At 67.4% G+C, this 23,565-nt stretch carries 27 protein-coding genes; 9 read left to right on the top strand and 18 right to left on the bottom strand.

Annotated features, from left to right (window positions below; genetic code table 11):
- Positions 1-406: 406 nt before the first annotated feature.
- From mycP to AB0F61_RS13735, 7 genes are all read right to left on the bottom strand, one after another.
- Positions 407-1,648, bottom strand: coding sequence for a type VII secretion-associated serine protease mycosin (gene mycP, locus AB0F61_RS13765; protein ID WP_357808424.1), 1,242 nt, complete (start codon positions 1,646-1,648; stop codon positions 407-409).
- Positions 1,649-1,658: 10 nt separating this feature from the next.
- Positions 1,659-3,131 carry a hypothetical protein gene (locus tag AB0F61_RS13760; RefSeq protein ID WP_357808421.1) on the bottom strand — a complete coding sequence of 491 codons (1,473 nt, stop codon included), beginning with the start codon at positions 3,129-3,131 and terminating at the stop codon, positions 1,659-1,661.
- Between the two features lie 11 nt (positions 3,132-3,142).
- Positions 3,143-3,277 (bottom strand): hypothetical protein, encoded by a 135-nt coding sequence (locus AB0F61_RS13755; RefSeq protein ID WP_357808418.1) that lies wholly within the window; start codon positions 3,275-3,277, stop codon positions 3,143-3,145.
- An 87-nt stretch (positions 3,278-3,364) separates the two neighbouring features.
- Complete coding sequence (locus AB0F61_RS13750) at positions 3,365-4,735, bottom strand: hypothetical protein (RefSeq protein WP_357808415.1); 1,371 nt, start codon at positions 4,733-4,735, stop codon at positions 3,365-3,367.
- Entirely contained in the window at positions 4,732-5,148 is a 417-nt protein-coding gene (locus tag AB0F61_RS13745; RefSeq protein WP_357808412.1) for a hypothetical protein, read from the bottom strand. Before AB0F61_RS13745 ends, AB0F61_RS13750 begins: the two co-directional genes overlap by 4 nt.
- 61 nt (positions 5,149-5,209) lie before the next feature.
- On the bottom strand, positions 5,210-8,635 hold the full coding sequence (locus AB0F61_RS13740; RefSeq protein WP_357808409.1) for a LysM peptidoglycan-binding domain-containing protein: 3,426 nt from the start codon (positions 8,633-8,635) through the stop codon (positions 5,210-5,212).
- A gap of 20 nt (positions 8,636-8,655) precedes the next feature.
- On the bottom strand, positions 8,656-9,078 hold the full coding sequence (locus AB0F61_RS13735; protein ID WP_357808406.1) for a TadE/TadG family type IV pilus assembly protein: 423 nt from the start codon (positions 9,076-9,078) through the stop codon (positions 8,656-8,658).
- A gap of 218 nt (positions 9,079-9,296) precedes the next feature.
- Here AB0F61_RS13735 and AB0F61_RS13730 point away from each other — a divergent pair, with 218 nt between their 5' ends.
- The 4 genes from AB0F61_RS13730 (at position 9,297) to AB0F61_RS13715 (ending at position 11,515) form a co-directional block, all read left to right on the top strand.
- Positions 9,297-9,752, top strand: coding sequence for an HIT family protein (locus AB0F61_RS13730; RefSeq protein WP_357808403.1), 456 nt, complete (start codon positions 9,297-9,299; stop codon positions 9,750-9,752).
- A 162-nt stretch (positions 9,753-9,914) separates the two neighbouring features.
- Positions 9,915-10,199: a helix-turn-helix transcriptional regulator gene (locus AB0F61_RS13725; RefSeq protein WP_357808400.1), complete on the top strand. Its 285-nt coding sequence runs from the start codon at positions 9,915-9,917 to the stop codon at positions 10,197-10,199.
- Complete coding sequence (locus AB0F61_RS13720) at positions 10,196-10,423, top strand: hypothetical protein (protein WP_357808397.1); 228 nt, start codon at positions 10,196-10,198, stop codon at positions 10,421-10,423. Before AB0F61_RS13725 ends, AB0F61_RS13720 begins: the two co-directional genes overlap by 4 nt.
- Before the next feature lie 294 nt (positions 10,424-10,717).
- A complete protein-coding gene (locus tag AB0F61_RS13715; protein WP_357808394.1) occupies positions 10,718-11,515 on the top strand; it encodes a class I SAM-dependent methyltransferase in 798 nt (265 codons plus the stop codon).
- A 148-nt stretch (positions 11,516-11,663) separates the two neighbouring features.
- Here AB0F61_RS13715 and AB0F61_RS13710 read toward each other — a convergent pair whose 3' ends face one another.
- From AB0F61_RS13710 to AB0F61_RS13665, 10 genes are all read right to left on the bottom strand, one after another.
- Positions 11,664-12,137: a TadE/TadG family type IV pilus assembly protein gene (locus tag AB0F61_RS13710; protein WP_357808391.1), complete on the bottom strand. Its 474-nt coding sequence runs from the start codon at positions 12,135-12,137 to the stop codon at positions 11,664-11,666.
- Positions 12,134-12,475, bottom strand: a complete 342-nt coding sequence (locus AB0F61_RS13705) for a TadE/TadG family type IV pilus assembly protein (protein ID WP_357808388.1) — start codon at positions 12,473-12,475, stop codon at positions 12,134-12,136. The genes AB0F61_RS13710 and AB0F61_RS13705 overlap by 4 nt, the downstream gene beginning before the upstream one ends.
- 83 nt (positions 12,476-12,558) lie before the next feature.
- A complete protein-coding gene (locus tag AB0F61_RS13700) occupies positions 12,559-12,759 on the bottom strand; it encodes a hypothetical protein (protein ID WP_357808385.1) in 201 nt (66 codons plus the stop codon).
- A 32-nt stretch (positions 12,760-12,791) separates the two neighbouring features.
- Complete coding sequence (locus AB0F61_RS13695; RefSeq protein ID WP_357808382.1) at positions 12,792-13,649, bottom strand: type II secretion system F family protein; 858 nt, start codon at positions 13,647-13,649, stop codon at positions 12,792-12,794.
- Positions 13,646-14,551 carry a type II secretion system F family protein gene (locus tag AB0F61_RS13690; protein ID WP_357808379.1) on the bottom strand — a complete coding sequence of 302 codons (906 nt, stop codon included), beginning with the start codon at positions 14,549-14,551 and terminating at the stop codon, positions 13,646-13,648. Before AB0F61_RS13690 ends, AB0F61_RS13695 begins: the two co-directional genes overlap by 4 nt.
- Complete coding sequence (locus AB0F61_RS13685; RefSeq protein WP_357808376.1) at positions 14,548-15,903, bottom strand: ATPase, T2SS/T4P/T4SS family; 1,356 nt, start codon at positions 15,901-15,903, stop codon at positions 14,548-14,550. The genes AB0F61_RS13690 and AB0F61_RS13685 overlap by 4 nt, the downstream gene beginning before the upstream one ends.
- A gap of 166 nt (positions 15,904-16,069) precedes the next feature.
- On the bottom strand, positions 16,070-16,876 hold the full coding sequence (locus AB0F61_RS13680) for a ParA family protein (RefSeq protein WP_357808373.1): 807 nt from the start codon (positions 16,874-16,876) through the stop codon (positions 16,070-16,072).
- Between the two features lies 1 nt (position 16,877).
- A complete protein-coding gene (locus tag AB0F61_RS13675; protein ID WP_357808370.1) occupies positions 16,878-17,558 on the bottom strand; it encodes an SAF domain-containing protein in 681 nt (226 codons plus the stop codon).
- Positions 17,555-18,439: a hypothetical protein gene (locus AB0F61_RS13670; RefSeq protein WP_357808367.1), complete on the bottom strand. Its 885-nt coding sequence runs from the start codon at positions 18,437-18,439 to the stop codon at positions 17,555-17,557. The genes AB0F61_RS13675 and AB0F61_RS13670 overlap by 4 nt, the downstream gene beginning before the upstream one ends.
- Positions 18,433-19,005, bottom strand: a complete 573-nt coding sequence (locus AB0F61_RS13665; RefSeq protein WP_357808364.1) for a hypothetical protein — start codon at positions 19,003-19,005, stop codon at positions 18,433-18,435. Before AB0F61_RS13665 ends, AB0F61_RS13670 begins: the two co-directional genes overlap by 7 nt.
- A 305-nt stretch (positions 19,006-19,310) precedes the next feature.
- Here AB0F61_RS13665 and AB0F61_RS13660 point away from each other — a divergent pair, with 305 nt between their 5' ends.
- The 5 genes from AB0F61_RS13660 to AB0F61_RS13640 all read left to right on the top strand — a co-directional run bounded on the left by AB0F61_RS13660 (position 19,311) and on the right by AB0F61_RS13640 (position 22,896).
- Entirely contained in the window at positions 19,311-19,763 is a 453-nt protein-coding gene (locus AB0F61_RS13660) for a hypothetical protein (protein ID WP_357808361.1), read from the top strand.
- Positions 19,760-20,377 carry a hypothetical protein gene (locus AB0F61_RS13655; RefSeq protein WP_357808358.1) on the top strand — a complete coding sequence of 206 codons (618 nt, stop codon included), beginning with the start codon at positions 19,760-19,762 and terminating at the stop codon, positions 20,375-20,377. The genes AB0F61_RS13660 and AB0F61_RS13655 overlap by 4 nt, the downstream gene beginning before the upstream one ends.
- Before the next feature lie 84 nt (positions 20,378-20,461).
- Positions 20,462-20,971, top strand: a complete 510-nt coding sequence (locus tag AB0F61_RS13650) for a hypothetical protein (protein ID WP_357808355.1) — start codon at positions 20,462-20,464, stop codon at positions 20,969-20,971.
- 23 nt (positions 20,972-20,994) lie between these two features.
- Positions 20,995-22,275 (top strand): MAB_1171c family putative transporter, encoded by a 1,281-nt coding sequence (locus AB0F61_RS13645; RefSeq protein ID WP_357808352.1) that lies wholly within the window; start codon positions 20,995-20,997, stop codon positions 22,273-22,275.
- Positions 22,276-22,377: 102 nt separating this feature from the next.
- Positions 22,378-22,896, top strand: a complete 519-nt coding sequence (locus AB0F61_RS13640) for a hypothetical protein (RefSeq protein ID WP_357808575.1) — start codon at positions 22,378-22,380, stop codon at positions 22,894-22,896.
- A 145-nt stretch (positions 22,897-23,041) separates the two neighbouring features.
- Here AB0F61_RS13640 and AB0F61_RS13635 read toward each other — a convergent pair.
- Positions 23,042-23,565 (bottom strand): tetratricopeptide repeat protein (locus AB0F61_RS13635; protein ID WP_357808349.1); only part of this gene is annotated, 524 nt, incomplete at its 5' end.

Genomic DNA, 23,565 nt, shown 5'->3' with positions numbered 1-23,565 from the left:
CCAACGCGATCCTGGCCGCCGCCCGCACTTGCCTAGCCAGCGAGTCATCCGTGTGGCGGTGCAGGCCGTCCACCTCGACCGCGACATCACCCTGCCTCGATGCGGCGATGCGAACGGACCGGTCCGGCGAGTAGACATCCACGTCAGGAGCGGGAGCGGGTGCGTCAGGATTTGAGGGCTTTCGTGACCCGGAGGTCATCGGATCGGTCCTTTCCAGCAGTCGTGCGGACCGCCGCCAGCGGGGTCGTGCGGGTGTCCGACGGGGGAGCCTCCCGTCGCAGCGCAATCATGGCGGTGACCTTATCAACGGGCGTCACCGGCTCGCTGCCCTCAGTGATCACCGCAGACCCATGCGCCAGTGCGGCAGGGAGCATCAGCTCTACGACGTTCGCCCGCTCCGACCGAATCAGCGGGGCTGCTGCGGATAGCCACCAGAGGACACCTCGTCGAACAGTTCGTCGTGCGCACCTGCCTGGACAACGGCCTCTCGGCCACGACGGCGACGATTCCAGATCAGAAAGAACGTCAGCGCTAGCAGGACCACCAGCACCAGGCCGATTCCGGCGGCGATTACGACGACCTGCTGGTCGGTGGGGCCGCCCTGATCGCCGTATTTGGTCACGTCAAAGTTGTCATCCTCGGCTGCCTGGGCGGTGCCGCTGGCCGGGGCTGCTGGACCGAGCAACGGGTTCACGGAGACCGTTGGCACGTCCGCCGTCAACGCGGCGACCGGGTCGACCCGACCGAAGCCGTACTGCGGATCCCGGCCCGCCGGTCCGGCGTCTCGCGCGGTTCGGATGATCCTGTTGGTCACGTTCGCCGCGTCCAGGTCCGGATACCTCGATCGGATCAGTGCCGCGATGCCGGAGACGATGGCGGCGGAGTCGGAGGTCCCGTCACCCCACCCGTAGCCTTGCTCCGGGCCGATGTTGAGAATGCCATCGCCAGGGGCGGACACCACCGACTCCGGCCCTTGTACGGAGCCGGACCAGAAGCCTCCGCCGCGGGTCGTACCCGTTACGGCGATGACGCCGGGAACGTTTGCCGGTGAGATGACGGCGTTCTCTCCCATGGCGGTGTTGCCGGCAGAGGCGACCACGACGACATCCCGCTCGAGGGCGTACGCAATGGCTTGCTCCTCCTCTGGGGAGGCGGCACCCGGTCTCCCGACAGCCAGGTTGATCACCGTTGCACCGCCGTCGACCGCCATCCGGATGCCCTGGGCCTGCGCCCGGTCGCTAGCCGGACCCTTACCCTTCTTGATTTTGATGGGCAGGATCCTGGCGCCCGGGGCGATCCCGTCCACACCGTCGGCCGCGGCGTTCGTCGCCGCGATGATGCCGGCCATGTGGGTGCCGTGGCCTTCCTCGTCGGCGCGGCCGTCGCCGGAAGCACCATAGCTCCGACCACCAGGAAGGACCTGGCCCCGGATGTCGGGGTGGGTGGCGTCGACGCCGCTGTCCACCACCGCGACGATCACCCCACGCCCGGTGGAAAGTTTGTGTGCCTGATCGATGCGGAGCTCGTCCAGGTACCACTGCTCGGCCCGCTGGGGTGCGGCGACGGCAGGTTGGGCGGCGGCACCAGCCAGGAGCACGGCCAGCAGGCCGGCCGCGACAGGCCGGAGCACGCCGATGATCACACTCATCAGTCCGTCCTCATTGCAGGATGCCCGGGGAACCGGTGTCATCGACGCGCCACGGGTCGTCGTCCTCAGTCAACCATGACGAACCGGGACCAGAGTCGTCGTGCTCTGCGCCACCGCCGCGTCCAGCGGCTCCAGCACCGCCGATCATCCCGCCTGCCCTGCCCCGCGAGTCGCCCGCGTTGGCACCGTGGCGGCCGACGCCGGTCGCGTTGCGTAGCGCGCTGGCCGCGCTGGTCATCGGCGGCACTTTGCCGTTGCCACCGCCGACCATGCCGGGGATGCCGCCCGTGCTGATCCCGCCACCGACGACAGGGCTGCCCCCACCCGCGGCACCGAAGCCGCCTCCGCCGGCCCCGCTCGGCGGGCCGAGCCCAAGCACTCCTCCAACGCCAGTCGGGCCCTGGCTACCGAGCCCCAGGCCCGCCGAACCGCTGAAGCCGCCACCCACGGTGGCCGGGCCACCGGCGCCGGCCAGGCTGGTGCCGAGGTCGAGGTCGAGGTCGGCTCCCGGGCCACCGTCGCGCGGTGAAGGGGTGAGGTGCACGTCCGCGCCGCCACCAGCGCGGTCGCTGCCGAAGCTGCCAGCGGCCGACGGCGCCGCGACGGACGAGTGGTTACCGCCGTAGGAGGCGTGACCGATGACGCCCGTGCTGCCAGGACCTGAGCCGCCACCGAGACCCGAGCCGTCAGCAGCCGAGGCGCCATCCACTTCACTGGGGGAGTAACCGGACGGAGGAGTCCGAGGGCGGAAACCGTCGTGTGGTTTGCCACTCTCGGCGCCGGGCACGACGAGACGCGGCCGCTCGACCTCTAACGCCTTGCTCAGCGGAGCGGCAGCGCTGTCGGCCGCCTGCTGGTTGTCGCGGTACCAGTTGTTGAGGTGGGACTTGGTGTCCCACAAGCCGCCCCGCTTGTTGTCGTTGGCCTGGCCGTCGACCTGCATGGTCGCCTCCAGGTCGTCAGCCTTCTCGCGGAACGCCCCGTCGGCGTACGACGCCGGATCGCTTTGGTAGTCCTTACGCAACGCGGCGAGGAAGGCTGAGGCACTCTCGCCGTCCTGAGCACCATCGAGCTCTCCACCGTTGGGCAGGCTCCACTCATTGATGCCGAAGTCATCCCCGAGCGGGATCGGGATGCTGGCGACCGCCTTACTGACGTCGCCCTCGAGCCGCGACAGGGCCCCGCTGACGTTGCTCGCGCTGATGATCAAATCCTCGATGCCCTTGCCGATATCGCTCAGGTGCTCCCGGTAAGCGTCGCCCCCGCTGCCCCTCCATGCAGCGAGCATGCCGGGGAGACCATCGGTGTGCGGGCGCTCGGTGCCTGGCGCGACCGGGCCAACGAACGAACGCCCCACCAGCGCGTCCCGCAGATAGCCCAGTGAGGTGGAGATGTTGCTCCACCCCACGCCAAGGGAACCGACCGCCTCCGGGTCCGCCGACAGCGTCACCTCGCGGACGTAACGCTCCCAGGTTCCCGCCATGACCGCCCCTCTCAGGCCAGGTACGGGCGGGCAGGCGCGCCTGTCGCCACCGGCGGTGCGGCAGGCTCCAGCACGTAGCCGCCGACGTCATCCGGAACCAGCGCCGCTTCGGCCAGCAGTTGCGGTTCGACGCAAAGCTTGCCCATCAGTGCCCTCCCCCGAGATCGTGCGAGCCTACAGTAGTCAGTTCAATCCGTAGAGCAGCGAGGCTCGAACTGTCAGTCAGCACGAGGTCACCGCGACCGGCGGACAGTCGGCCCGGACGACGGATCGAACCCCGCGCAGGACGAACCAGAGACCGCCGCCCTGGGCCGTGGTGGGCTCGGAAAAGCGCTGGCCGACGGGCTTCGGTTTTCGCGATGACTGCGGGCGTCCTGCCCCTGCACCAGCGCGCGGGTGAGATCCTGAACGATGTCGTCGCCTCTCGTGGCGGGACGCCAGCGCTCGGCGGCGCGAAAAACGAGCGAGCCAACAGGACGCTGCAGGACGCCCTCGTCCCTGACGAACAGGTCGCGGCGCTGCAGGGCAGCCGAAAGCCCTCTGTGAAGCGTGGCCGCCATAATCGGAAGCTCCGAGTTGAGGCGTGCAATCTGCTGGAGGCGTCGCCCACCCGGCCCACCATGGTCGCCCTTGCCGAAAGATCGAAGCCACCGTAGGACCTCTGTCAGTTCGGCAGCAGTGTCGCGGGCTGGGCCAACCGGAGGGGTGGCACGCAGGTCAGCAGCGGCAATGGCTGCCTGACGCCAGCCGCCAATCATCTCCGGGTCGCCCGTGCTGGATAGCACACGCACCGTCAGGCCGAGTTGAGTCCCGAGCTGTAGGTGAAGACCCGTCAACTCCCTTGTGTTCTGCCACATCCAGGTTCGCGCTGCGCTCACGGCTGCGACCGCGTCATCCGCGGTACTGACGGCCGGCGCGGGGTTCAACGGAGGCCGGGCAACGTCGAGCCCGTGTAGCCGGGGTTGTCCGCGACCCAAGGAGATCAACTCACGGGCGACCGCGCTCAAGCGGCTGCTGGCGGTCCACCTGGCGGCCTCCGCCGCCGGCCGGTAGATCTCAATGAGGTGGTCCCGCCTCTGGTCGAGCCACCCCGGCAGCGCCATGTCGATCATGATCGCGGCCGTGGTGAGCCGGGCGATGTCGGCGAGGCCAGATTGGACGCCACCGCCAGCTCGAACCGCGAGCCCCTCGGGAGTGCGAGGTGTCTGCCCGGGCGGGACGTGACTGGCAAGGATGTCACCGATCACGCCGATGGCGTCGACAGCCCGACGCAGCGAACGCGCCGGTTCGGCGACCACGGCGGCGGGAGAGGACGGAAACTGTCGATCAACGACAGCGGCGGCTTGAAGCCCGACGTAGAGCTGGGTCAAACTCTGCCCGTGTCTAGCCAGCATGGCTGTGGCACGGGCTCGATCTAGCGCCTCCGCTGCCGGGCGGCCGCCAACCAGCAGCACCGTTGCTCGAGCCAACTGTGTGTAGATGGCAGACCTGGCAATCACTGCGGCGTTGATGTCGGCCGCAGCCAGGGTACGGCTCCGACCCATTGCGGCAGACGCGGTACGTAAGGCCTGGTAGGCCTCGTTGTACCACTGACCGACGGTCATACCAGGGCCGCGACCGCGCGTCGCAGCTGTTGGGCGCCCGCGTCATGGCTCAGCCGTCCAGCAAGGTCGTCGCCATCATCCGCGGCCAGACGATCGTGGTACCGCGCGAGTTGCTCCAGGAGCGTGGTCACGGCGAGGCGAGTCTCAGCGTTATCCCGGACCGGCGCCCCAGCATCAACAACCACGTCGTCGTGATCCGAGTAGAGCCTCGCTCGGACGTCAAGCAGCTCCAGGCCATAACGATCCCAAGCAAGGTCCGTACCGGCCAGGCACTTCCACGCCTCGATCGCTAGCTGGAGAGCTCCCGCGGCGGCGATGTCATCGTTACCAACCGCAAGTCGAGCTGCTATCTCTCGGGCTGCCTCGGCATAGTTCATGCCGTGAGCTTGGTTCGATGTCAGCATCAGGCTCATTCCTCTCGTGATTTGACGTATTGCGTTCAGACGACATCCGTCCGATGCGTACTCGGTCGGTCTATCCGGTCCCGCTGGTCGCGGACAGCAAATCTGGCAGGAGTTCGCGTAGCAGGGCATAGGTGACCGGTGTCAGGTCTTCGGGCACCTCGGCTTCTCGGGTGCGCATCAGCTCACCCAGAAGGTTGCGCAGCTCGGCGGTATGTCCCTCCGCATGCGCGGCTCGCATGATGTCGTGCCAGGGCCCGTCGTCACCGCGCTCTGGATCGGCCAGCCAGGCCCGATGTACAGCCCACCGCGCACCCGTGGGGTCGCCCGCGTCGAGGTAGAGCTCGGCAAGTTGGTGGGCGGTGTCGACGACGGCGGAGGTGATGTGCCCCGGATAGATGTCGGACTCGGGTAGCCAGGTGAAGGGGTTGCGGGTGCCTGCGGCGTAGGCGCGGTCGGCTCCGTCGAGAGGGGCACCCTGAACGAGCTCCAACGCGGCGCGTAGGTCCTTCACGCCGGCAGGACCACGGCTCTCGCCGCGGCTGCGCAGCCGGCGGAACAGGTGCCAGTCCAACAGGTAACCCGGCGCCAACCGATAGAGCCGGTCGGATCCCATCTCAGGCAGCCAGGCGGTGCCGTCGGTAGTCTCCCCCAGCCACCGGCGGGCGCGGGTGATGGCCACCCGACGGCTGGCATCCTTGACCTGTTGATCGGGCCACAGCGCATCGGTGAGCTGCTCGGCGGATGCTCCGCGGGCACCGCGTTGGGCAAGGTAGACGATGAGTTCCGCGTGAAAGCGACGACGCTGGTCGGGCACCGGGCCGGGCGCTTCGACCGAGACCGCCCCGAGGACGCTGATCCGGGGGCGGTGCCTGTCCCGCTCGCGCCAGGCCCGCAAGTCCGCATCGAGCTGCGGGTCGGCTTGGCGGCGGCGCTGGCGAATCGCGGCGGTGACCTCGCGCGGCGGGATCGTGGCGACGGTGCGAGCGCGTTCGATGCGGGGAACGGCAACGATCGGGTTCGGCGGAGTCGACATCTCACCGGCGCCGATCGTTGCATCGTCGGATGCTGGTGCCGTCGGTGCGGCCGGCCCGCTCGTACTGAGGAGGTCGAGCACTGAGCCGGCGGCATCTGTGTCTTCCGCCCACCGTTCCAGTTCGGCGGCCGGTGGGGTGGGCTCGTCCGTGGCGGCTCGCGCCTCGGTCATGATCTCGACAAGAGGCTCCAGCTCTCGTACGGGTAGTCCGGCCGCGGCTCCCTCGACCACGAGGAACGGCAGAGCCAGATGCAGCAGGCCATCCTCGTCGATAACGGCGGTGTTGGGGCCAGTGGCGGCAGGAGCCTTCGTGGTGCTGGCCACTGCGACAGCGCACCGACCGGCGACTCGCAACTCCTTCCCCAGCTCATCGAGTGCGCCGAGATCGTCTGCGTCCGGATCGGCGACGAGCAGCACTTGAGGTGCCCAGGCTTCGCCGACGTCGAATATGCGACCGGCGAACGTGTCGGCTGCTCCGCTTGCACTGAGGGCGGCTGTCACAGCTGCGGCACGGCGCCGAAGTCGCGTGGCAGCCTCACCGACCGAGGAGACCGCGCGTACCCGGTCTGGGTTGAGGGCGATGAGTAGGTCCGTCTCCGACACCGGAAAGCCGGTGACGATGACCTCCACCTCATCGGACCAGGCATTGCAGGCCAACTCGCAAGCGAGGTAGCGCAGCAGGGCGAGGGCGCGTTCGCTGTCGCCAGCGATGGTGAGGCTTCCAAGACGTTCGAGGTCGATCAACAGGTGTCGACCGGGCTGGGATCCGACGGCAACGAGAGTCGGCAGCGGGGCCAACTGCTCGCTGAAAGGCGGGATGACGACGTCGCCGGGCAGGGTCCAGTTCCTGCCTCCGTCGGTCCATGGTGCGGGCGGTTGTGGGCCGGGCTCGCTGAGCACCACCGTGACCTCGCGGTCGACGATCCAGGCGGCGGCGATGTCCGGGAGAGGCTGTTCCCGCTCCGCCAGCGCTGCGGCGAGGCTGCGTAGGGCGAGGTCGAGCCGGTCGACGTCGGCGGGTTGCTCGGCCACGCGAAGTGCTCGTTCCGTGGCACCACCAAGCGGGTGCGGCAGCCGGCGGCCGGGCCGACGGTGCTGGCGTTGGCGGCGTCGGCGACGTAACACGGTGGCGAGCAGCAGTGCGCAAAGCAACCCTGCGCCGGCCAACGACCCCAGGACGATCGCCTCGTCCAGGTCGCTGTCGTCGGTCGAGCTTGCCGGCTGGTCGTTGGGTGCAGAAGGGTCTGCAGTCACTCCTGCTGGGGTCGACGGTACGGGCGTCATGGACGGGCTGACGGAGGCGGTAGGGGCCGTTGACGACTCCGGCGGCGGCGAAGCTGCTGGGCCGGGCTGATTCCCGCCAGTGTCCGGTGAGCGGGGCACGGCTGGCTGATCGTCGACTTCCGGTGCGCTCGGACCCGGTTCGGTGCGGCCGCTGTCCACAAGGTGGCCTTGGGCGTGGTCGACAGGACCACGATCGCGGGCGTCGCTGGGCAGCCTGACACGCCAGCCGCTCTCGATGTGGTTCGGGAATCGGTGGTCACGTCGTTCGAGATCCGGGTTGATATCCGCAATCTCTGCGTAGCGGTCGGCGTCACCGAGGAAGCGTTGCGCGACACCGACTAACCAGTCGCCACTCGCCACCTCATAGACCAACGGCCCGGCCGTTCCAGCGGGCGTCGTCTGCCTCGTTCTGGTTGCTGCCAGGGAGACGTCCACCGGTATCCGCAGTTTCCAGCCGGCGTACACCCGGGTGTTGCCTGGCTGAAGGCTCCGCCCGTCGGGTTGCGCAAGGCCGTGGTTGGCCTCAGCTAAGCGCTGCCAGGAAACGTTGTACCCCTCTGCGATGTCGAGCAGGCTCTCCCCGCGCTCCACCGAATGCTCAAGGTAACCGGTGGCGTTGGCACCATTTGCCGGTACGGCTCTGCTCGGCGCGACCTGCTCAGGGCTCGCATGCTGCGCTGCGATCGAGGGCGGGCTGGCGATGGCCGCGGGCACTGATGCCGATGCCAGAGCCGGAGCGGCGAGGGCACCGAGGATCGCCGCGACGAGCGCGGCCGCAGCACGCTGCTGCAGCCGCATGCCAGGGATGCGAGCGGTGTTGCGCGGGACCCGACCGCGGCGCCGCCCGTGCAATTGGGCAGTGGTCTCCACGACCAGGGCGACCAGAAAGGTGACCCAGGCCCACGCGGCCAGCAGGACGGCAACCCAACCGATCAGCGCCAACGTCTGCAGGAAGAGATCTCCATCGTCCCGGCTGCTGATGGCATGCCAGATCTGGGCGGCGGCTGCGCTCGGATCTTCAACCAGGTCGGTGAACCATGCTGCCAAGCCGGGTAGGGGATTACCGGCCGCCCAGACAAGAAGAATCGGCAGGATAACGATCAGCGCGACCACGGCGAGGGCGCCGAGGCCGTCGAGCGCCTGTCTACCCCGACCGATCGTCGGTACGGTCCGCGCCACGGTGACTCCTTCCCGGTCTGCTATTGAGCGATGAGGGTCGCGGTGGCCCGGCCGGTCACCGTCGTGCCCGCTCCCCCACCGAACAGGTCGAGCAGGATCGGGTTGTAGGTGACAGTGACGGTGACGGTGAGCTGCTGGACGTCGTCCACGGTGACGGTGCCCGTGACTCCGTCGAGATCGCCGAGGTACGCCTGAACCGCGGTGGCGGCCATCGAGGCGTCGATCTCCTTGGCACCGCCGTCGATGGCCTGCCCCGCCTGGATCGCCTGTCCGCCAGCCCGGGCCGCCTCGGCGGCGATGTTGTCCGCCCGTTGGTACGCACGCACCTTGGCACCGCCGTCGACGACCAGGCCGATCAAGGCGAGGAAGGCCGGCGCGAGGACGGCGAACCAGATCGTGATCCGACCGTCGTCGGCGCCCAACCGGCGGCTACCCACGATCATTGGCTCATCCGAGATGGCATGGGGCCTATCTGACCGGTTCCCCTTGAGCTGCCGAACGACCTGGTGATCGCATCGGCCGTCATCACTACAACGTTCGACGTTACGTACGCCTGGCCGACCCAGTCAGCCGCGGAAACAGAGCCGGTCATGGCGCGACCGTTGATCCCCCGACCCTCATCAGGGCCTGCGGGAAAAGTGCCGCGCACTAGTGTTCGAACATGGACTGCTACACCTGTCAGAACAACCAGCAGATCGGCACCCTGCCGCCACGCGAACTCGTCGCCTCCGACGAACACTGGCGGATCGCCCATGCCTTCGACACCGCTCTGCCGGGCTGGTTGATACTCGTCCCGCGCCGGCACGTGGTCTCGATCGCCGACCTCACCGCCGCCGAAGCGGCCAGCCTCGGCACCTGGCAGGTCCGGCTTTCCCGAGCCCTGCGGACCGTGACCGGATGCCTGAAAACTTACGTGGTGCAGTTCGCCGAGAAGGAGGGCTTCGCCCACGTCCACTTCCACGTGGTGCCACGAATGCCGGACCTCCCCGACGACCGCCGCGGCCCGCGCATCTTCACCTACCTGGCCGCGTCGGAGAACCAACGCGTCAACGAGCAGCAGCAGGACGACCTCGCTGCTGCGCTCCGTAGGCAGCTCGACCATGCCGACCTGGGATAAGGCAACGGAACAGTCAGAGCCCCTTCCACCGTGCTCGCCGCTCTGGGTTCGGAAACCGGACATGGTTCGTACTCTCATGACGCTCCACCCGCGCTCGGGCTCTCCCCAAAACCTGCTTCAGTAGTCCCGAAGCCGACTGCTCTTATTTGGAAGTCGACCGAGATGCGTCGGCGGCTGGCCGAGTACGGGCTCGAGATCAGCGCGGGCAAGATGTCGGCGCTGTGGACCACGACACCGACCACGATCCGGCTGGACGACCTGGGCGTGATCTGCACGGTGCTCGATTGCTCTCCGGCCGAGTTGCTGGTCCGCGAGCCTGAGCAGGTGGAGGCTCGCCGCACGCAGACCCCTGCCGCCCGCACGGCCGGTGACCCGACGGCCGCTGGGTTGCCGTCGCCGACGGTGACGCCCCGGCGGGGCCGCAACCGGTCGCTGCCTCCGGCATGACGCCCAAGAAGCCGGGCGCGATCGCCCGACGGCGCCGCAAATGCAGCGTCTGCCGACGCGCCCCGGCGGCGATGACTGGCGTCGGGTTTTGCTTTGGTTGCTGGCCCGGCGGGCCGGTCACCGTCCGCCGCCTGGCCGACCTGTTCGGCCTGAGCATCCAAGCCGGCACCCGCTACACCAACGTCATCAGCCATCCGCACCTCAGCGGCAACGACCAATCCTGACCAGGAGCAACTGAAATCCGTCGCCAACAGCGGACCCCCGCTGGGAAAATGCCGCGCGTGCCCGCGGACCCCATCCCCGGCATGGAGTTGTGCCACCGGCCGAGCGATGGCCCCGTCACGGCACTGCCGTTGCGGCAACATCCCAGAGCCGTTAACTGCACGGCGGTGTTCGACGGACTCAGGATCCTCCCGCAGAGGGCACCTGACCACGACTGGGCGTCGCGGGTGCGCCCGTTCCTGCCCGGGGCACCCGAGCATCCCAGCCTGCGCGACTTGAAGGGATAACCAGCCACCATGACCGACCCCAACCGAGAAATGCTGCGCACCACGTTCGGCCAGGACGCCGAACTCTACGACCAATGCCGTCCCAGCTATCCACCCCCGCTGTTCACCGACCTCGCCACGCTCGCCGGTCTCGGGCCGCACGCTCGGGTGCTGGAGATCGGATGCGGCACCGGCCAAGCGACCCTGCCCCTGGCACAACTGGGATGCACCGTCGTCGCGATGGACCTCAGCCCCGACATGGTCGCCATCGCCCGCCGCAATCTCGCTCAGTTCCCGAACGTCACCGTCGTCGTCTCGGCGTTCGAGGACTGGCAGCCCTCCGACGGAACCTTCGACGCGGTTCTCTCCGCGACCGCGTTCCACTGGCTTGACCCCGAGGTGCGCATGATCAAGGCAGCGGACATGCTGCGTCCCGGCGGATCTCTTGGCATCGTCTCGACTCACCACATCGCCGGCGGAACGAACGCCTTCTTCGCCGACGCACAACGCTGCTACGAACGTTTCGACCCCACAACACCGCCCGGCATGCGCCTGACGACCGACGACGAAACCCCCGAGGAGGCAGCAGAGTTCGATCGATCGGCACGATTCGGGCCAGCCGAATTCCGGCGCTACGAGTGGCAACAGACCTACACGGCCCCCGAGTATCTGAACCTGCTCATGACCTACTCCGGCAATCGAGCCATGGCACCGCAGGCACGCAGCGGCCTGTTCACGTGCATCACTCACCTGATCGACGACATCTACGGCGGAGCAATTACCAAGCAGTACCGGACTCGGCTCGCCATCGCGCATAAGACACCGTGACTCGGCTCGGCATCCGATCTGCGCACTGCCGTCACCTCTAACAGACGGCGAACGGACGGCGGCTCTCCAGCTTTGCCGCGCCGTCCGAGCCGCCGCGCCAGTTCGCGAACCCGAGCGCTCAACGGTGGTCATACTGAGGGTGGGCACGTCAGTTCCCGCCTATCGACGCTTCGGAATTCGCGAACCCGAGAGCTCTGCTCCGGTAGGTGTCCAGCGGGCTGGTGAAGGAAGCGGCCAGCGGCACGGTGCCGGGCATCCCGGGCAGCGCGACGTCGGAGAAGGTAGCGGTGCAGCTAACTGTGGCGGTAACGGTTGCGGGTTGGCCGACAGGAACAGCAAAGCCCGCGGTGGACACGGTGACGTCCAAGTCGGTGCAGCTCAACCCTTGAGCGTCAAGGGTTGAGTTGGCAGCGGCCAGCGCCTGCGCGTTCGCCTCGCTGCCGGTTCGGGCCAGGGACGCCGTACGGGCGGCGTCGTAGGCCGCCGTCTCGAGCGCCTGGCGGGCGAGGTTTACCCGACCACCGATGACGACGCCGGCGAACAACGCCAGGATGGCCGGTGCCACCACCGCCATCTCGATGCTCGCCGAGCCGCGCTGATCGCGGATCCACCAGGTGCTCATGGCGTGGTGGGCCGCTCGACGGGTCCATGGGCGGACTTGCTGATGGTCCAGCTGATCCCTGGTAACACCGTGATCGCCTGACCGGTAACGGTGACTCGCACCTCGGTCGCGGTGCGGATAACGGTGACCTGCTGATTCTCCAGGCCCGCTCCCGCTGCCAACAGGAAGTTGGTCGCCCGCGACTCTCCCGCTGTGGCTGAGGACTGGTAACCCCGGGCGGCGTTGACCCCCTGAGTCGCCGCACCCAACGCGATGGACTGGGCAAAGAAGATCAGCCCGGCCTGGATGACGGCGAAGGTCAGCAGGATCATCGGCAGCGCGATGATGGCGAACTCCACCGGTGAGCTGCCACGGTCGCTGAGCCAGGGACCCGTCCGCCCGCGTCCGGTCGGGCACAGGCGGACGGTGGGCTGCCCCCGGGTCACGGCTGGGTCGGGATGAGGGCCACCCAGCCGTTGGCGACGGCAACGATCGCACCGGCGACGACCACGGCGCCGGCGACGAGGATCGCGGTGATGACGGCGGTACCGACTGGGCTGTCGCCACGGTCGGCTTGGGTCGGATCGGTCAGGTCCTGCCAGCGAGTCGTCAGGTAGGCGACGATGCCGTGGATGGTGAGCATGGCGGGTTCCTTCCGTGAGGGGTGTGCCGGGATCAGCGGACGAACAGTCGGGCCATGAACGGATAGCCGATGAGGACGAGGAGCACGAGGATCAGTGCCGCAGCGGGGATGTCGAGCTTGTTGGTACGCAGCTCGGCCTGGGCGAGAGCCTCGGTGCGGATTCGGTCTCGCATCGAGTCGGCGCGGGCGCGAAGCGTCTGGTGGACGCTGGCGCCTTCGCTGCCGGCGGTGCGCATGATGTCCGCCAGGTCACCCAGCTCGATGACCTCGATGTCGCGGGAGAGGACCTTCAGTTCGTCCCACGGCGGTCGCAGTTGCAGCTGGGCGCTGAACAGCGCTTCTCGGATGCGGGCGAAGACCCAGCCATGGCAGACGCTGGCCGCACGGTCAAGCGACTCCACTGGGCCATGTCCACCAAGAACCTGATGTGCGGAGAGGTCGAGGTAGGTGCACATGGCCCGGGTGAACTCAGCCCGTGCGACCGCCGCCTTGGACGCGACCTCTCGGTGTGCCAGTACTGCGCCGGCCAAGGCGGCGGCGATCGTCGCTCCCACGGGGATGAACACCGGAATTGGCAGAGACAGCACCGCAACGGCGACGGTGATCAGGGCGGGCAGGACCAGGCAGAACAGTGCCGACAGCCCCAGAGTGAGGAGGTACTGGTCGGTGCTGCGGTCCAGCAACCGCAGGTCGGCGTACGGCACCGTGAACCGCCGCCGGAGCCAGCTGATGCCGGCCGGGGTGTTGCTCGCGGCGCTCAGCGGATGAAGCCGCCGAAGCGCGGGACCGAGCGCCGGCGGCGCCGGAATCAGCTGTACGACCAGCAGGAACACCCCGAACCCAGCCATCGCGCCGGCGAGGACCATGGCGGTGACATAGCTGTTGTTCATGCTGTCGCCGCCAAGGTCTGCACCTCGACCAGTGGCAGTAGCCGTTCCCGCTTGGGCGGCAGGCTGAGCTTGCGAACCGAGGTCATGAGCACGACGTACAGGCCGGCGAGGAAGAGCAGCACGAGCTGCCCGAGCACGCTGCCGTACGGCCGCAGATAGTGCGGGTTGATCACCCCGTAACCCAGCAGCAGGATCGTCATGCCAGTCAGAAACCGAACGGCGAAGCGAGGGCCCTCGCGTTTCGCATCCACCGTCGAGCGCATCTCGATCTCGGCGGCGATGGACCGGCTGATCCCGGTCAACACCTCGTGTAGACCCTCACCGCGGTCGGTGACGTGGAGCATGAGCGGGGCGATGACCTGGTCAGCGGTGTAGTCGTTGAGGTCGTCGGCCATCTGCTGAAGGGCGGCGATAGGGTCGGCACTGCCCTGCAGACGCGCCGCCAGGTCGCGGACCTCCTGCTCGATGAGTTGCGGCGCCGTCGCGGCGGTGGCGACGACGGCCTGCTGCAGACCGATTCCCCGGGCGACGATGTCGGCCAATCGGCGAGTCCAGGCTTCCACGGCCTCCAGCCGGGCGATCGCCTGCTTCTCCGCGCGACCTGCGGCGAACAGCCACGGTATGCCGGGGACGGCGATGCCGATGATCATCCCGGCGGCCGGCCAGCCGGTCAGCAGCCAGGTCAGGGCACCGGCGCCGATCGCCGTACCCACTCTGACCTGGTGGGTACGGTGCTCCCGGCGCGTGCGCCCGGGCCCGGTCCACCAGCGGCGTGCCTGCTGCTGAAGGGCCGATGAAGGTCGGGGCGGACGGGTGGTCCCCACGACGCCGAAGACGCCGAGCACCGCGCCGCCGACAGCCAGCATGCCCGCAAGCACAGCGGCGAGGTCGAGCAGGCTCATGGCCGCCTCTTCAGGGTGTCAAGACCGGCCGTCCATGTGCCGCGGTTGTGCTCTCCTTGCTGGATGTAGGCGGTCAGGTCGCGCGGGTTGTATCCGACACGCAGCAGGGGTTCGAGCAGGCGTTCCGGCAGATGCCGGGGTACGGCTCGTCCGTCCGAGCCCGGACCGAAGACCTGGGTAGTGACGAGTTGGTCACCACTCATCCCGCCCACCTCGAGGACTTCTGAGACGTAGCGGTGTTTCCGGCCACCGAGCTTGGTCTCGTCCTCGACATTGACGTACACGATGAGGTCGATGGCTCCACCGGCCATCCGCCGTGCCAGTTCGGCGGTCATCTCGGATCCGTGCTGTAGTGCGAGTTCGATGACACGGTCCATGACGGCTCGCGGGTGCCGGGCGTGGATGGTGCAGAGGGAGCCCTTGCTGGTAGCCATGGCCTGCAACATCGGCACGATCTCCCGGGATCGGACCTCACCGACGATGATCCGCTGCACGGACATCCGGAGGGTCAGCGGGATCATGTCCATGATCGTGACCTCGCCTGCAGGTCGGCCGTCGGCGCCGCGTGATCCGTGGCCCTCGCGCGACTCGAGACTCATCGCCCATCGGTGTCGTCCGGTGGTGTGCAGACCGAGCTCGCGGGACTCCTCCAGGGTGACGAACTGCTCCCGGTCCGGGATCTCGCGGGCCAGACCACGCAGCAGGGTTGTCTTGCCGGCATCGGCCAGTCCGGCGACCATGATGTTGAGACCGGCGGCCATGGCCGCCTTGAGAAACTGGCAGATCAGGTCATCGATGGCGCCGTACTTGTCGCGGAGGTCCTCCAGGCTGACGTCCATGAGGGTGTGCCGGCGGATGGCCGCGTAGGGGCGCACCGACACCTGCATGAGTACGGTGAGGCGACTACCGTCGGGCAGCTGCATGTCCAGCCACGGTTTGGTCGACGACAGTGAGCGCTCGGTCGCTCCGGCGCGCATCGCCAGGACCTGGAACATGTCGATGAGTTCCTTGTCGGTCTCGGCGACGGGCTCGCCTACCGTGATCCGACCGTCGGTGTGCTCGATTCGCACGTTGTCGCAGCCGAGGATGTGGATGTTGACGATGTCCGGACGATCGAGCAGCTGTTGTAGGCGGCCGAGGCCGAACATGTCGGCCGCGACCGCGTCGAGCAGGGCGTCTTCTTCGGCCTGCGGGATCGGTTGCCCGGCCTGGTGCAGAGCGTCGACATGCTCGCGTACCAGCCGAGCGGCGATGCGTTCCGCTTCGGCGTGCCGGTGGGCCGTGGAGACGTTCGGCGTCTCCCTGAGTGCCACGGTCAGTTCCGCACTGACCCGGGCGCGCAGCAGTCGCACCGCCGCGTAGTCGATGCTGATAGGCGCAGTTTCGTGTGCCGCAACGGCGGGCGGTTCGGGCGCCGGCCTGAAGGCGGGCGCGGTGCCGTTCGTGGGCCAGCGGTGGCTGTTCGTGGCTAGGCGGTCGACGGCTGCCGGCCGCGTCGGACGGCTGGTTTGGCGCTCCTCAGGCACGGCTACTCCCCCTTGTTGACGTGGGCGCCAGGTGAGCTCGCCGCCGTGCGATCGCATCGCATACTGCCGGCTCCGCACTGGCGGCGGCCCGAAGCAACCGCTCGTTGCCTCGTAGTCGGCCGCCGCCGTCGCTCAACACCTCGGCGGTACGCCGGTCGTCGGGGAGCTCAATCGCGGTGGGTAGCTGCAGGCGCTGTTCGATGTCCCGTCGGCGGTAGGGACCGTCGCCAATCAGGGCCAGGGCGAGCGTTCCAGTCCCCTGGCCGTACTGAGTCAATTCCCGGCGGAGCATCTCTGCCGCGCCCGCGGCCGGCGCGATGGTCCGCAAGTTCGTCGCGCGTACCACGAGAAGCAGCAGATCAGCGCGGAACAGCAGCGGCCACGGCGGCGCACTGGTGGCGAGTCGGCCGCAGTCGGCGATGACGTCGTAGCCGGGTTCACGGTGCTCCAGCTGACCGAAGAACGTGGTCAGTGGATCCCAGGTCGGTCGGATGGTGCTCGCCTGAACCGTGTCGTTGATGCCCGGCAGGACGAGACGCTGACCCGGGTCCTTGGCGTCGAGATCGACGAGCTGATGAGGGAAGGTGTCGGCGAGCTGGTCGCGGAGGGCCGCCGCGGCCAGCGGCAGGAGGCCGATGGGCGGGATCTCGAGTCTCGACAGGTAGCCGCTCAGGACGCTGCCGCCAGCCGGATCGCACTCGGCCAGTACGGTGCGTCCCTGCCAGGACAAGGCGCACGCCAGCGCGGTGGTGGTGACGCCGGGCGAGCCCTTGGCCGAAACCATCGCGATGATGGCCACGTCAGCTCCCCGGGGTCAGTGCGACGACGATGTGGCCGACGGCCGCATGGGAAGCAATGAGCGGTCCATCACGCTCGGGGACAGCGACGTTGAGGAGCGTTATGCCTTCCTTGACCCCGGCGCGCACGTCCGCCACGGTCGCCACGATGCTGATCGGCGCAGCCGTCGTCTGCTGCTGGCCCGAGGCTGGACCGTCGTCCGGGGTTACGACGAGCAGCACTCGAGCGCCCGGCTTCACCCTCTCGGCGGGCATGCGCTCCTGCGACAGGCTGAGTCCCACCAGCTGCTCACCCTGCCCCGGCACGGCCGTTTCGGTGAGCTGTGCCTTGGTCAGCAAGGTGCCGGGTACCAGCCCGACCGCCGCGAACTTGCCAACGACCTCGTCAGCGGCGCCGGCCCTGATCGGCTTGAGCGCTGGGTCGACAGTGATGCGTACCGTGCTGAGATCCGACCGATCGATGGTCGAGCCAACCTCGACCGTGCTGTTCACTGCCAGGTACTCGGCGGTGGTGCCGACCTTGCGCAGTACCGCAGCGGCGATCAGCCCACCGGCAGCGACAAGCGCTACCGCCAACCAGACGAGTGCTGGCCGCCAGCGGCGTTGCGGTGCCACGCGGGGAACGGCGTAGGGAGCAGCAACCGGCGGGGCAGAGCGGGAGGACTTCATCGGTGCACTGGTCATGACGTGATCACCTGCAGTTCGTCGATGTCGATCGTGGTGGTGGAGGACAGGTCGACGGTTTGGGAGCCGGTGTTTCCACCCCCGCCGCTCCACGTGACCAGCCATGATGTGGTGGCCGTGACGGTGTATCGGCCTCCGGCCTGAGTACTGCTCGGCTGGGAGTAGCCGTCATAACCGCAGTCCGGCGACTTCCTGTTGCCGTATGAGGGGTGATAGGGGGTGCCTGGCGTGGTGCAGGTGATCGAGTTGCCGTCGCCCATGCTCCAGACGATCTTCTCCGCCCTGGCGGTGGCGGTGACCGAGCGTCCCGGCACTGCCGCTGTCCGCGTGATCGGGCCCCAGGTGCTGGGACTTACCGTGTTCCAGAGCCAGATGGGCAGACCGACCAGGCCGGCACCGTTGGTCTGCGGCGCGATTTCGATGTTCGGGCCGTCGAGGTTCATCTGAGCGATGGCTCGTTGAGCGAGCTCCTGGTATGACGGCAAAATCCCAGCCGGCGGATCCGCCGACCAAGTCGCCGGCGTCTGTGAGGCGACACCCCCAAAGACGCCGCACGTACGGATGCTCCAGTAGCCGTCGGTCCGGCCGCGCGGCGGTGGAGGGACTCGGTCGACGTAGCAGGACCCGTCCCACACACCGAGCCCATCGACCACGCACGGCACGATCAGGCCTTCATAGCTGCAGCCCTTACCGGCGCCACCACCAGTGTTGTTGTCCCCGCCGCCGTTTCCGCCACCCCCGGTGCCGGGTTTCTCGACAACCCAGTAGCAGTTGCCCAACGCGTCGCAGTGCTCGTAGTCCGCGTACGCCGCGCCCGGTGCCATGAGGCTGCTGCCAGCGATCGCCAGGGTCGCAGCCACAAACGCCCTTCGGATCAGCATGGCCTCTCCCGTTGGGCGCCGACCTCTCGGATACGCCACTGACCGTCGTCGAACAACTCCGCCTTCGCGATCACCACGTACCTTGTTGCCTGTCCCGCGGTCCGCGCCGATTTGCCAGTCTTCTTGGAGACGACGTCCCATGTGCCGGTGTCGAAGCAGTCCTCGACCTCAGCGGTGAAGGGGCGCCGGCTCGTGTCGACCTTGCTCACCTTGGGCGTCGAGGTGGGTTCACCCTTCGTGACGAGTCCCTGCTGAAACTTGATCAGGAGGTCCTGGCGCACGGTCAGCAGCGCTGGATCGGCCATGAATTTGTCGAGTTTGGCGTTGTAGTCGCCCCTATTCGACGCGGTGACGTAGGCCCGTACGTAGTTCTGGTATGCGGCCAGTGTGGACGCACTCGCACGGGCGTCCTGTGCGTCGACGCTGGGAGCCGGTTGCGAACTGGCTGGTCCCGCACCCGGTGCGACACCGTCATCGTCCGAGGTGCATGCGGCCACGTTCAAGGCGAGGGCAGCTATCGCAGCTGCGATGGCGGCGCGGCTCGTGATCAGTTGGATCTGACGCAACGACCCATCCCCTTTTGACTAGGTGTTCAGCCCGTGGTCATACCGCCGGCCGCAAGGCAGGCTCTGTCGCACGCCGGCATTGAGATGACCGCAGCCAGCGCGTGCTCAGGCGCGGCCTGTCGTGATGGCGCTGCAGCCGCCACCCAGGAGCATTCTGGCAACGGGCAATGACACTTCAGCCATCGTGTCCACACCTGCTGCCAGAGATTCGTAATGTTACGCATACAGCGCGTAGCTCTGTCAATGCTTGATTCCATCAAGGACCATCGTGTAAACCTTGTGTTCCAAGTCGCGAGGAGTCCCCGATGGCCGAGGCCGACGATTCAGCCGGCGAGACGTTCGCCGAACGGCTCGACTGGCTATTCCTCCATGTCACGGACCCTGCCGGGAAGCCCTACAGCATCCGTTACGTCGCCAACGAATTGACGCGGCGAGGTTGCAAGATCTCCCACACGCACCTGAGCAACCTCCGGCAAGGTCGATCGCCCGACCCACGGCGTTCGGTCGTCGACGCCATCGCGGCCTTCTTTGGCCAGCCGCCCGCCTTCTTCGCTGAGACGTCAGAAGATCAACATGAGCACAGGCTCGCCCAGGCTCTGAGCGATCCGCGAATCAAGCAGGTGGCCATGCGATTGGTGGACGCCCAGCTATCACCTGAGGGCCATGCGGCAGTTGTCGCGATGATCGAGCAGGTGCAGCGACTGGAGGCTGCCGCCCGTGGCCGGCTGGAGAGCGCCGAACGGCAGCGTCGTTCATGACCGACGTCCTCGAACGATCAGGTCATCGGCCGCCGGTCACCGCCGGGTGCGTACGGTTACAGAGCTGGTGGTGGTACGACGACCGGACCGCAGCGTGGAACGAGCAGCAAATTCGCCGATGCGATGAGGTCCTGCACAGCCTTGCCATGCCAGCGACCTTCACGGTGGGGGACGTTTGCGCGGAACTGCAACGGGTCCGGGGCCGACCGCTGGTTGTGACAGTTGTCCGGACACGCCGGGCAGACGCTCGCGCCATGTGGTGTCGCGGCGCGACAACCGATCACATCCTGGTTGGATCGGCTCCACCTCGCCTCCACCTGGACCATCTCGTCCTGCATGGCATCGGCCACATGGTCTTCGATCACATCGGTCGTCCCGCCGTTGGACGCGATATCAGCAACGCACTCCATGCAGCCGACATGGCCAGACTGCGGCGGAATCTCAAGCGCGTGGTCTACACACAGCCCGAGGAGCACCAGGCCGAGGTGTTCGCGACCCGGGTGTTGCAACTGAGTGACGGCTGGGTGGCACCAAAGCCTCCAGGGTCCCACACACCGTTGCTCGAACGGCTCTCCTCTGTTCTCGAGTATCACCCGGGGAAGGCAGTGCGGTGAGGCCGCTGAGAGCTTGCCACGGGGCCAGACCATGCCAGAGCCTGAGGAACAGGGAACTCGATGCAACGTCATACCGATAGCGGCGTGAGTCACCTGCGACAGCAGGCGGCGCAGCTCCTCTCCGCACTCAAGCTGCCTTCGACCTTCACCTTCGCTCAACTGCACGACCGGATCGAGCATCGCCGTGGACGGCAGGTTCACCTCATCCCTCGACATCTGCCAGCCCTTGCCCCCCACGGCCTCTGGGTAGCCGGCGAGCTCGCCGACTACGTGTTTTACGACGCCAATGCTGGCAAAGTGCGGCAGAGCCTCATCATCGGCCACGAATACGGGCACATGATGTTCGACGATGTCGCCATCCCGAATGATCTCGAATGTCTCGCGGCCATGCTCATGCCGTCGGTGGATCCGTCCGTACCCGAGATTGCACTGGCGCGTCTCGCCTATGACGAGCCGATCGAGCGCCGGGCGGAGGTCTTCGGGACGGTCGCCGTGCAACGCGCCGAGTCATGGTCCGCGATTCCGACCTCCGCGCCAGCTGATCCTCGAGTCTCCGCCAGGCTGGTTGCGACGCTGGAAGGCCGGGCTGCCTGATGGTGAGCCTCGCTCGCGGCCTCATGATCGTCGTGACGCTCATCTGCTGGGGTATGAGCCTCTACAAATTGCGCGACCTGGCGCGGGACCGAGGCAACCGCCCTCTTCGTGCACTGTGCCTTGCCCTGATCGCGATCACCATCTCGATGACCCTTCAGCCGCTCATGCCAAAGATCGACCAGCTGTTCGGGATTCCGGACGTCACCCGACTGATGTCCAACTGCCTGTCACTGGTGTGCGTCACAGCGGCGCAAGCATTCCTTCTCTACATGACCAGTCGCGACGTCAGCACCCGGCGGCGGGTGCGTCGGCGGACCATCGCTCTGGCGCTCACCATCGCTGTCATGATCATGATGTTTGTCGCGACACCGTCGGACGTCAGTCCCTCTGATCCGCGCGTTCGAACCGACGAGTACTACGGCGAGCCCTTCCACCCTCCATTCCACTTCGTGTACGTGGCTTACCTGTTCGTGTACCTGGCTTACCTGGGCTGGTCACTGACGCAAGTAGTGGTCTTGGCGAATCGTTACGCCGGCATCGCCCATCGGCCGCTGTTGCGCTTCGGCCTCCGGATGATCACGGTTGGCTCGCTGTGGGGGCTCGCCTACGTGCCCGCCAAGCTCGTGGCCGTTGCCTTAGGAAACAGGTCCTCAGACGTTGCTCTGATCACGGATGCGGTGGTGGTACTGACGTTCAGCACGTCGATCCTGCTGGTCCTGATCGGGTCGACAATTCCGTCCTGGGGTCCTCGCGTCGGCCTGGACCGGCTATGGATAGGGGCCGCGGCGTTCCGGGACTACTACCGGCTGTACCCGTTGTGGACGCGCATCCACGCTGTGCTGCCTGAGATCGCGCTACTTCCGCCGCCGTCTGGTGTGCGCGGCGCTCTATCGATCGCCCGGGACGCTTCCCTGCGACGGGTCAGGATCACCGTGGAGATCCTGGACGGCTACGCCACCCTGCGGCCGTGGATGTCGACGGCAGTCCTCAGGCAGGCGCAGAGCGCTGCTCAGGAAGGCGGCCTCCTCGGTGAGCAACAGACCGCCATGGTCGAAGCCGTCGTCATCGGTGCGGCACTGAAGTCCCGGCTCGATGGCGCACCCCCATCCAGTGAGGCCATCGAAGCCCTCGCCCTACCGCTGGGCCCACCCCGTGAATCGGCCGCGGGTGATCTCGGCGCCGCCGACCAGGTGACGTGGCTTGCCCAGGTAGCCCGGGCGATCGCATCCCCGATGGCCGAGATGATCATCTCGCACGCCAGATCCGAAGCATTGCCTATCAGCCCGCAATCGTCCGAGAGGTAGAACTTCATCGTGCCCGCACTCGTCGACCTGCCTGCCAATGCCACCTCCCGAGTGGCACGGGTCGTCACCGAAGCATGTGCGCCGGCAGTCTTCGCGGCCGTGATGCCGCTGATCATCGCCCTGCACAGCACCGCCCCCGCCGTCGTGACCGGCCTCGGCTGGGCACTGCTCGCCATACTGTTCTGCTCCGTCGTCCCGTACGCCGTCATCTGGGTCGGAGTACGACGGGGACAACTCACCGACCACCACATCGGCGTACGCGAGCAGCGCCGCATGCCTTTGGTCTACGGACTACTGTCCGTCCTTGTTGGTCTCGCCGCGCTCGTTCTCGCCGGCGCCCCTCGGCCGCTCGTCGCCATGGTCGTGGTGATGTTCGCCGTGCTTCTCATCGTCACCGCGATCAACCAGGTGTGGAAGCTCAGTGCCCACGCTGCGGTCGCCAGTGGCTCGATGTCCGTACTGATCATCGTGTTCGGGCCAGCGCTGATCCCATCGCTGGCGATCGTCGCCCTGGTGGGCTGGTCTCGTGTGCGGCTGGGCGATCACACGATTGGTCAGGTTGTCGCGGGGACTGTCGCGGGCATCCTCATCGCTGTGCCGACGTTTCTCCTCCTCGCCTGAATCGACGTGGACTCCGGCGGACCGCCGGCAGTTGGCGCCCCGACCAGGCTGAAGCACCGGTGGGCAGCCAGCCAACGCGCGGATCACCGCTAAATGAGTGCGCAGCCTGTGCGGTTTCTGGGTTTTTGCCGCGCCGGGTGGGAGCCTATGTGCCGTCTCGTTCTGGACTTTCTGGCTCATCGAGTAAATCGGTCAGCGCCTGCAACGATTGTTCGTCGAGGATGGCGGTGACTGCGTCGCAAAATCTGTGTTCGCCGAGGTTCCTGCGAAGATCACGGAGTCGAGCGATATCGAAACCGGCTTGGGGAATGCCGATTCCGAGCCGTATCGCGAGGGCCTGGCAGTGGAAGGCCACTGCCTCGGTGAATTCACCCGTCTCGGTACGCAGGGTCCCGAGCTGGCTGATTGAGCTGGCCGTGCCGGTTCGGTTGCCCAACTCCTCGTCGATGCTCAGGGATTGCCGATAACGGCGTTCAGCCTCGGCGTAGTCGCCCCGATCCTGAGCGAGGATCCCGAGCTGGTGGTAGCTGGCGGCCACGCCAGCCCGGTTGCCCAGCTCCTCGCTGATGGCCAGGGATTGCCGATAACGGCGTTCAGCCTCGGCGTAGTCGCCCCGATCCTGAGCGAGGATCCCGAGCTGGTGGTAGCTGGCGGCCACGCCAGCCCGGT

Origin of the sequence: Micromonospora sp. NPDC023888, from assembly GCF_040639415.1 — a bacterium.
Classification (GTDB): domain Bacteria; phylum Actinomycetota; class Actinomycetes; order Mycobacteriales; family Micromonosporaceae; genus Micromonospora.
This window is presented reverse-complemented; position numbering and strand designations above follow the sequence as displayed.

Bases quoted from the DNA above. Each gene is read 5' to 3' on its own strand.
- mycP (WP_357808424.1), bottom strand. From the start codon at position 1,648: ATGAGTGTGATCATCGGCGTGCTCCGGCCTGTCGCGGCCGGCCTGCTG.
- AB0F61_RS13760 (WP_357808421.1), bottom strand. From the start codon at position 3,131: ATGGCGGGAACCTGGGAGCGTTACGTCCGCGAGGTGACGCTGTCGGCG.
- AB0F61_RS13755 (WP_357808418.1), bottom strand. From the start codon at position 3,277: ATGGGCAAGCTTTGCGTCGAACCGCAACTGCTGGCCGAAGCGGCGCTG.
- AB0F61_RS13750 (WP_357808415.1), bottom strand. From the start codon at position 4,735: ATGACCGTCGGTCAGTGGTACAACGAGGCCTACCAGGCCTTACGTACC.
- AB0F61_RS13745 (WP_357808412.1), bottom strand. From the start codon at position 5,148: ATGAGCCTGATGCTGACATCGAACCAAGCTCACGGCATGAACTATGCC.
- AB0F61_RS13735 (WP_357808406.1), bottom strand. From the start codon at position 9,078: ATGATCGTGGGTAGCCGCCGGTTGGGCGCCGACGACGGTCGGATCACG.
- AB0F61_RS13730 (WP_357808403.1), top strand. From the start codon at position 9,297: ATGGACTGCTACACCTGTCAGAACAACCAGCAGATCGGCACCCTGCCG.
- AB0F61_RS13725 (WP_357808400.1), top strand. From the start codon at position 9,915: ATGCGTCGGCGGCTGGCCGAGTACGGGCTCGAGATCAGCGCGGGCAAG.
- AB0F61_RS13720 (WP_357808397.1), top strand. From the start codon at position 10,196: ATGACGCCCAAGAAGCCGGGCGCGATCGCCCGACGGCGCCGCAAATGC.
- AB0F61_RS13715 (WP_357808394.1), top strand. From the start codon at position 10,718: ATGACCGACCCCAACCGAGAAATGCTGCGCACCACGTTCGGCCAGGAC.
- AB0F61_RS13710 (WP_357808391.1), bottom strand. From the start codon at position 12,137: ATGAGCACCTGGTGGATCCGCGATCAGCGCGGCTCGGCGAGCATCGAG.
- AB0F61_RS13700 (WP_357808385.1), bottom strand. From the start codon at position 12,759: ATGCTCACCATCCACGGCATCGTCGCCTACCTGACGACTCGCTGGCAG.
- AB0F61_RS13695 (WP_357808382.1), bottom strand. From the start codon at position 13,649: ATGAACAACAGCTATGTCACCGCCATGGTCCTCGCCGGCGCGATGGCT.
- AB0F61_RS13690 (WP_357808379.1), bottom strand. From the start codon at position 14,551: ATGAGCCTGCTCGACCTCGCCGCTGTGCTTGCGGGCATGCTGGCTGTC.
- AB0F61_RS13675 (WP_357808370.1), bottom strand. From the start codon at position 17,558: ATGACCAGTGCACCGATGAAGTCCTCCCGCTCTGCCCCGCCGGTTGCT.
- AB0F61_RS13670 (WP_357808367.1), bottom strand. From the start codon at position 18,439: ATGCTGATCCGAAGGGCGTTTGTGGCTGCGACCCTGGCGATCGCTGGC.
- AB0F61_RS13660 (WP_357808361.1), top strand. From the start codon at position 19,311: ATGGCCGAGGCCGACGATTCAGCCGGCGAGACGTTCGCCGAACGGCTC.
- AB0F61_RS13655 (WP_357808358.1), top strand. From the start codon at position 19,760: ATGACCGACGTCCTCGAACGATCAGGTCATCGGCCGCCGGTCACCGCC.
- AB0F61_RS13645 (WP_357808352.1), top strand. From the start codon at position 20,995: ATGATCGTCGTGACGCTCATCTGCTGGGGTATGAGCCTCTACAAATTG.
- AB0F61_RS13640 (WP_357808575.1), top strand. From the start codon at position 22,378: ATGCCGCTGATCATCGCCCTGCACAGCACCGCCCCCGCCGTCGTGACC.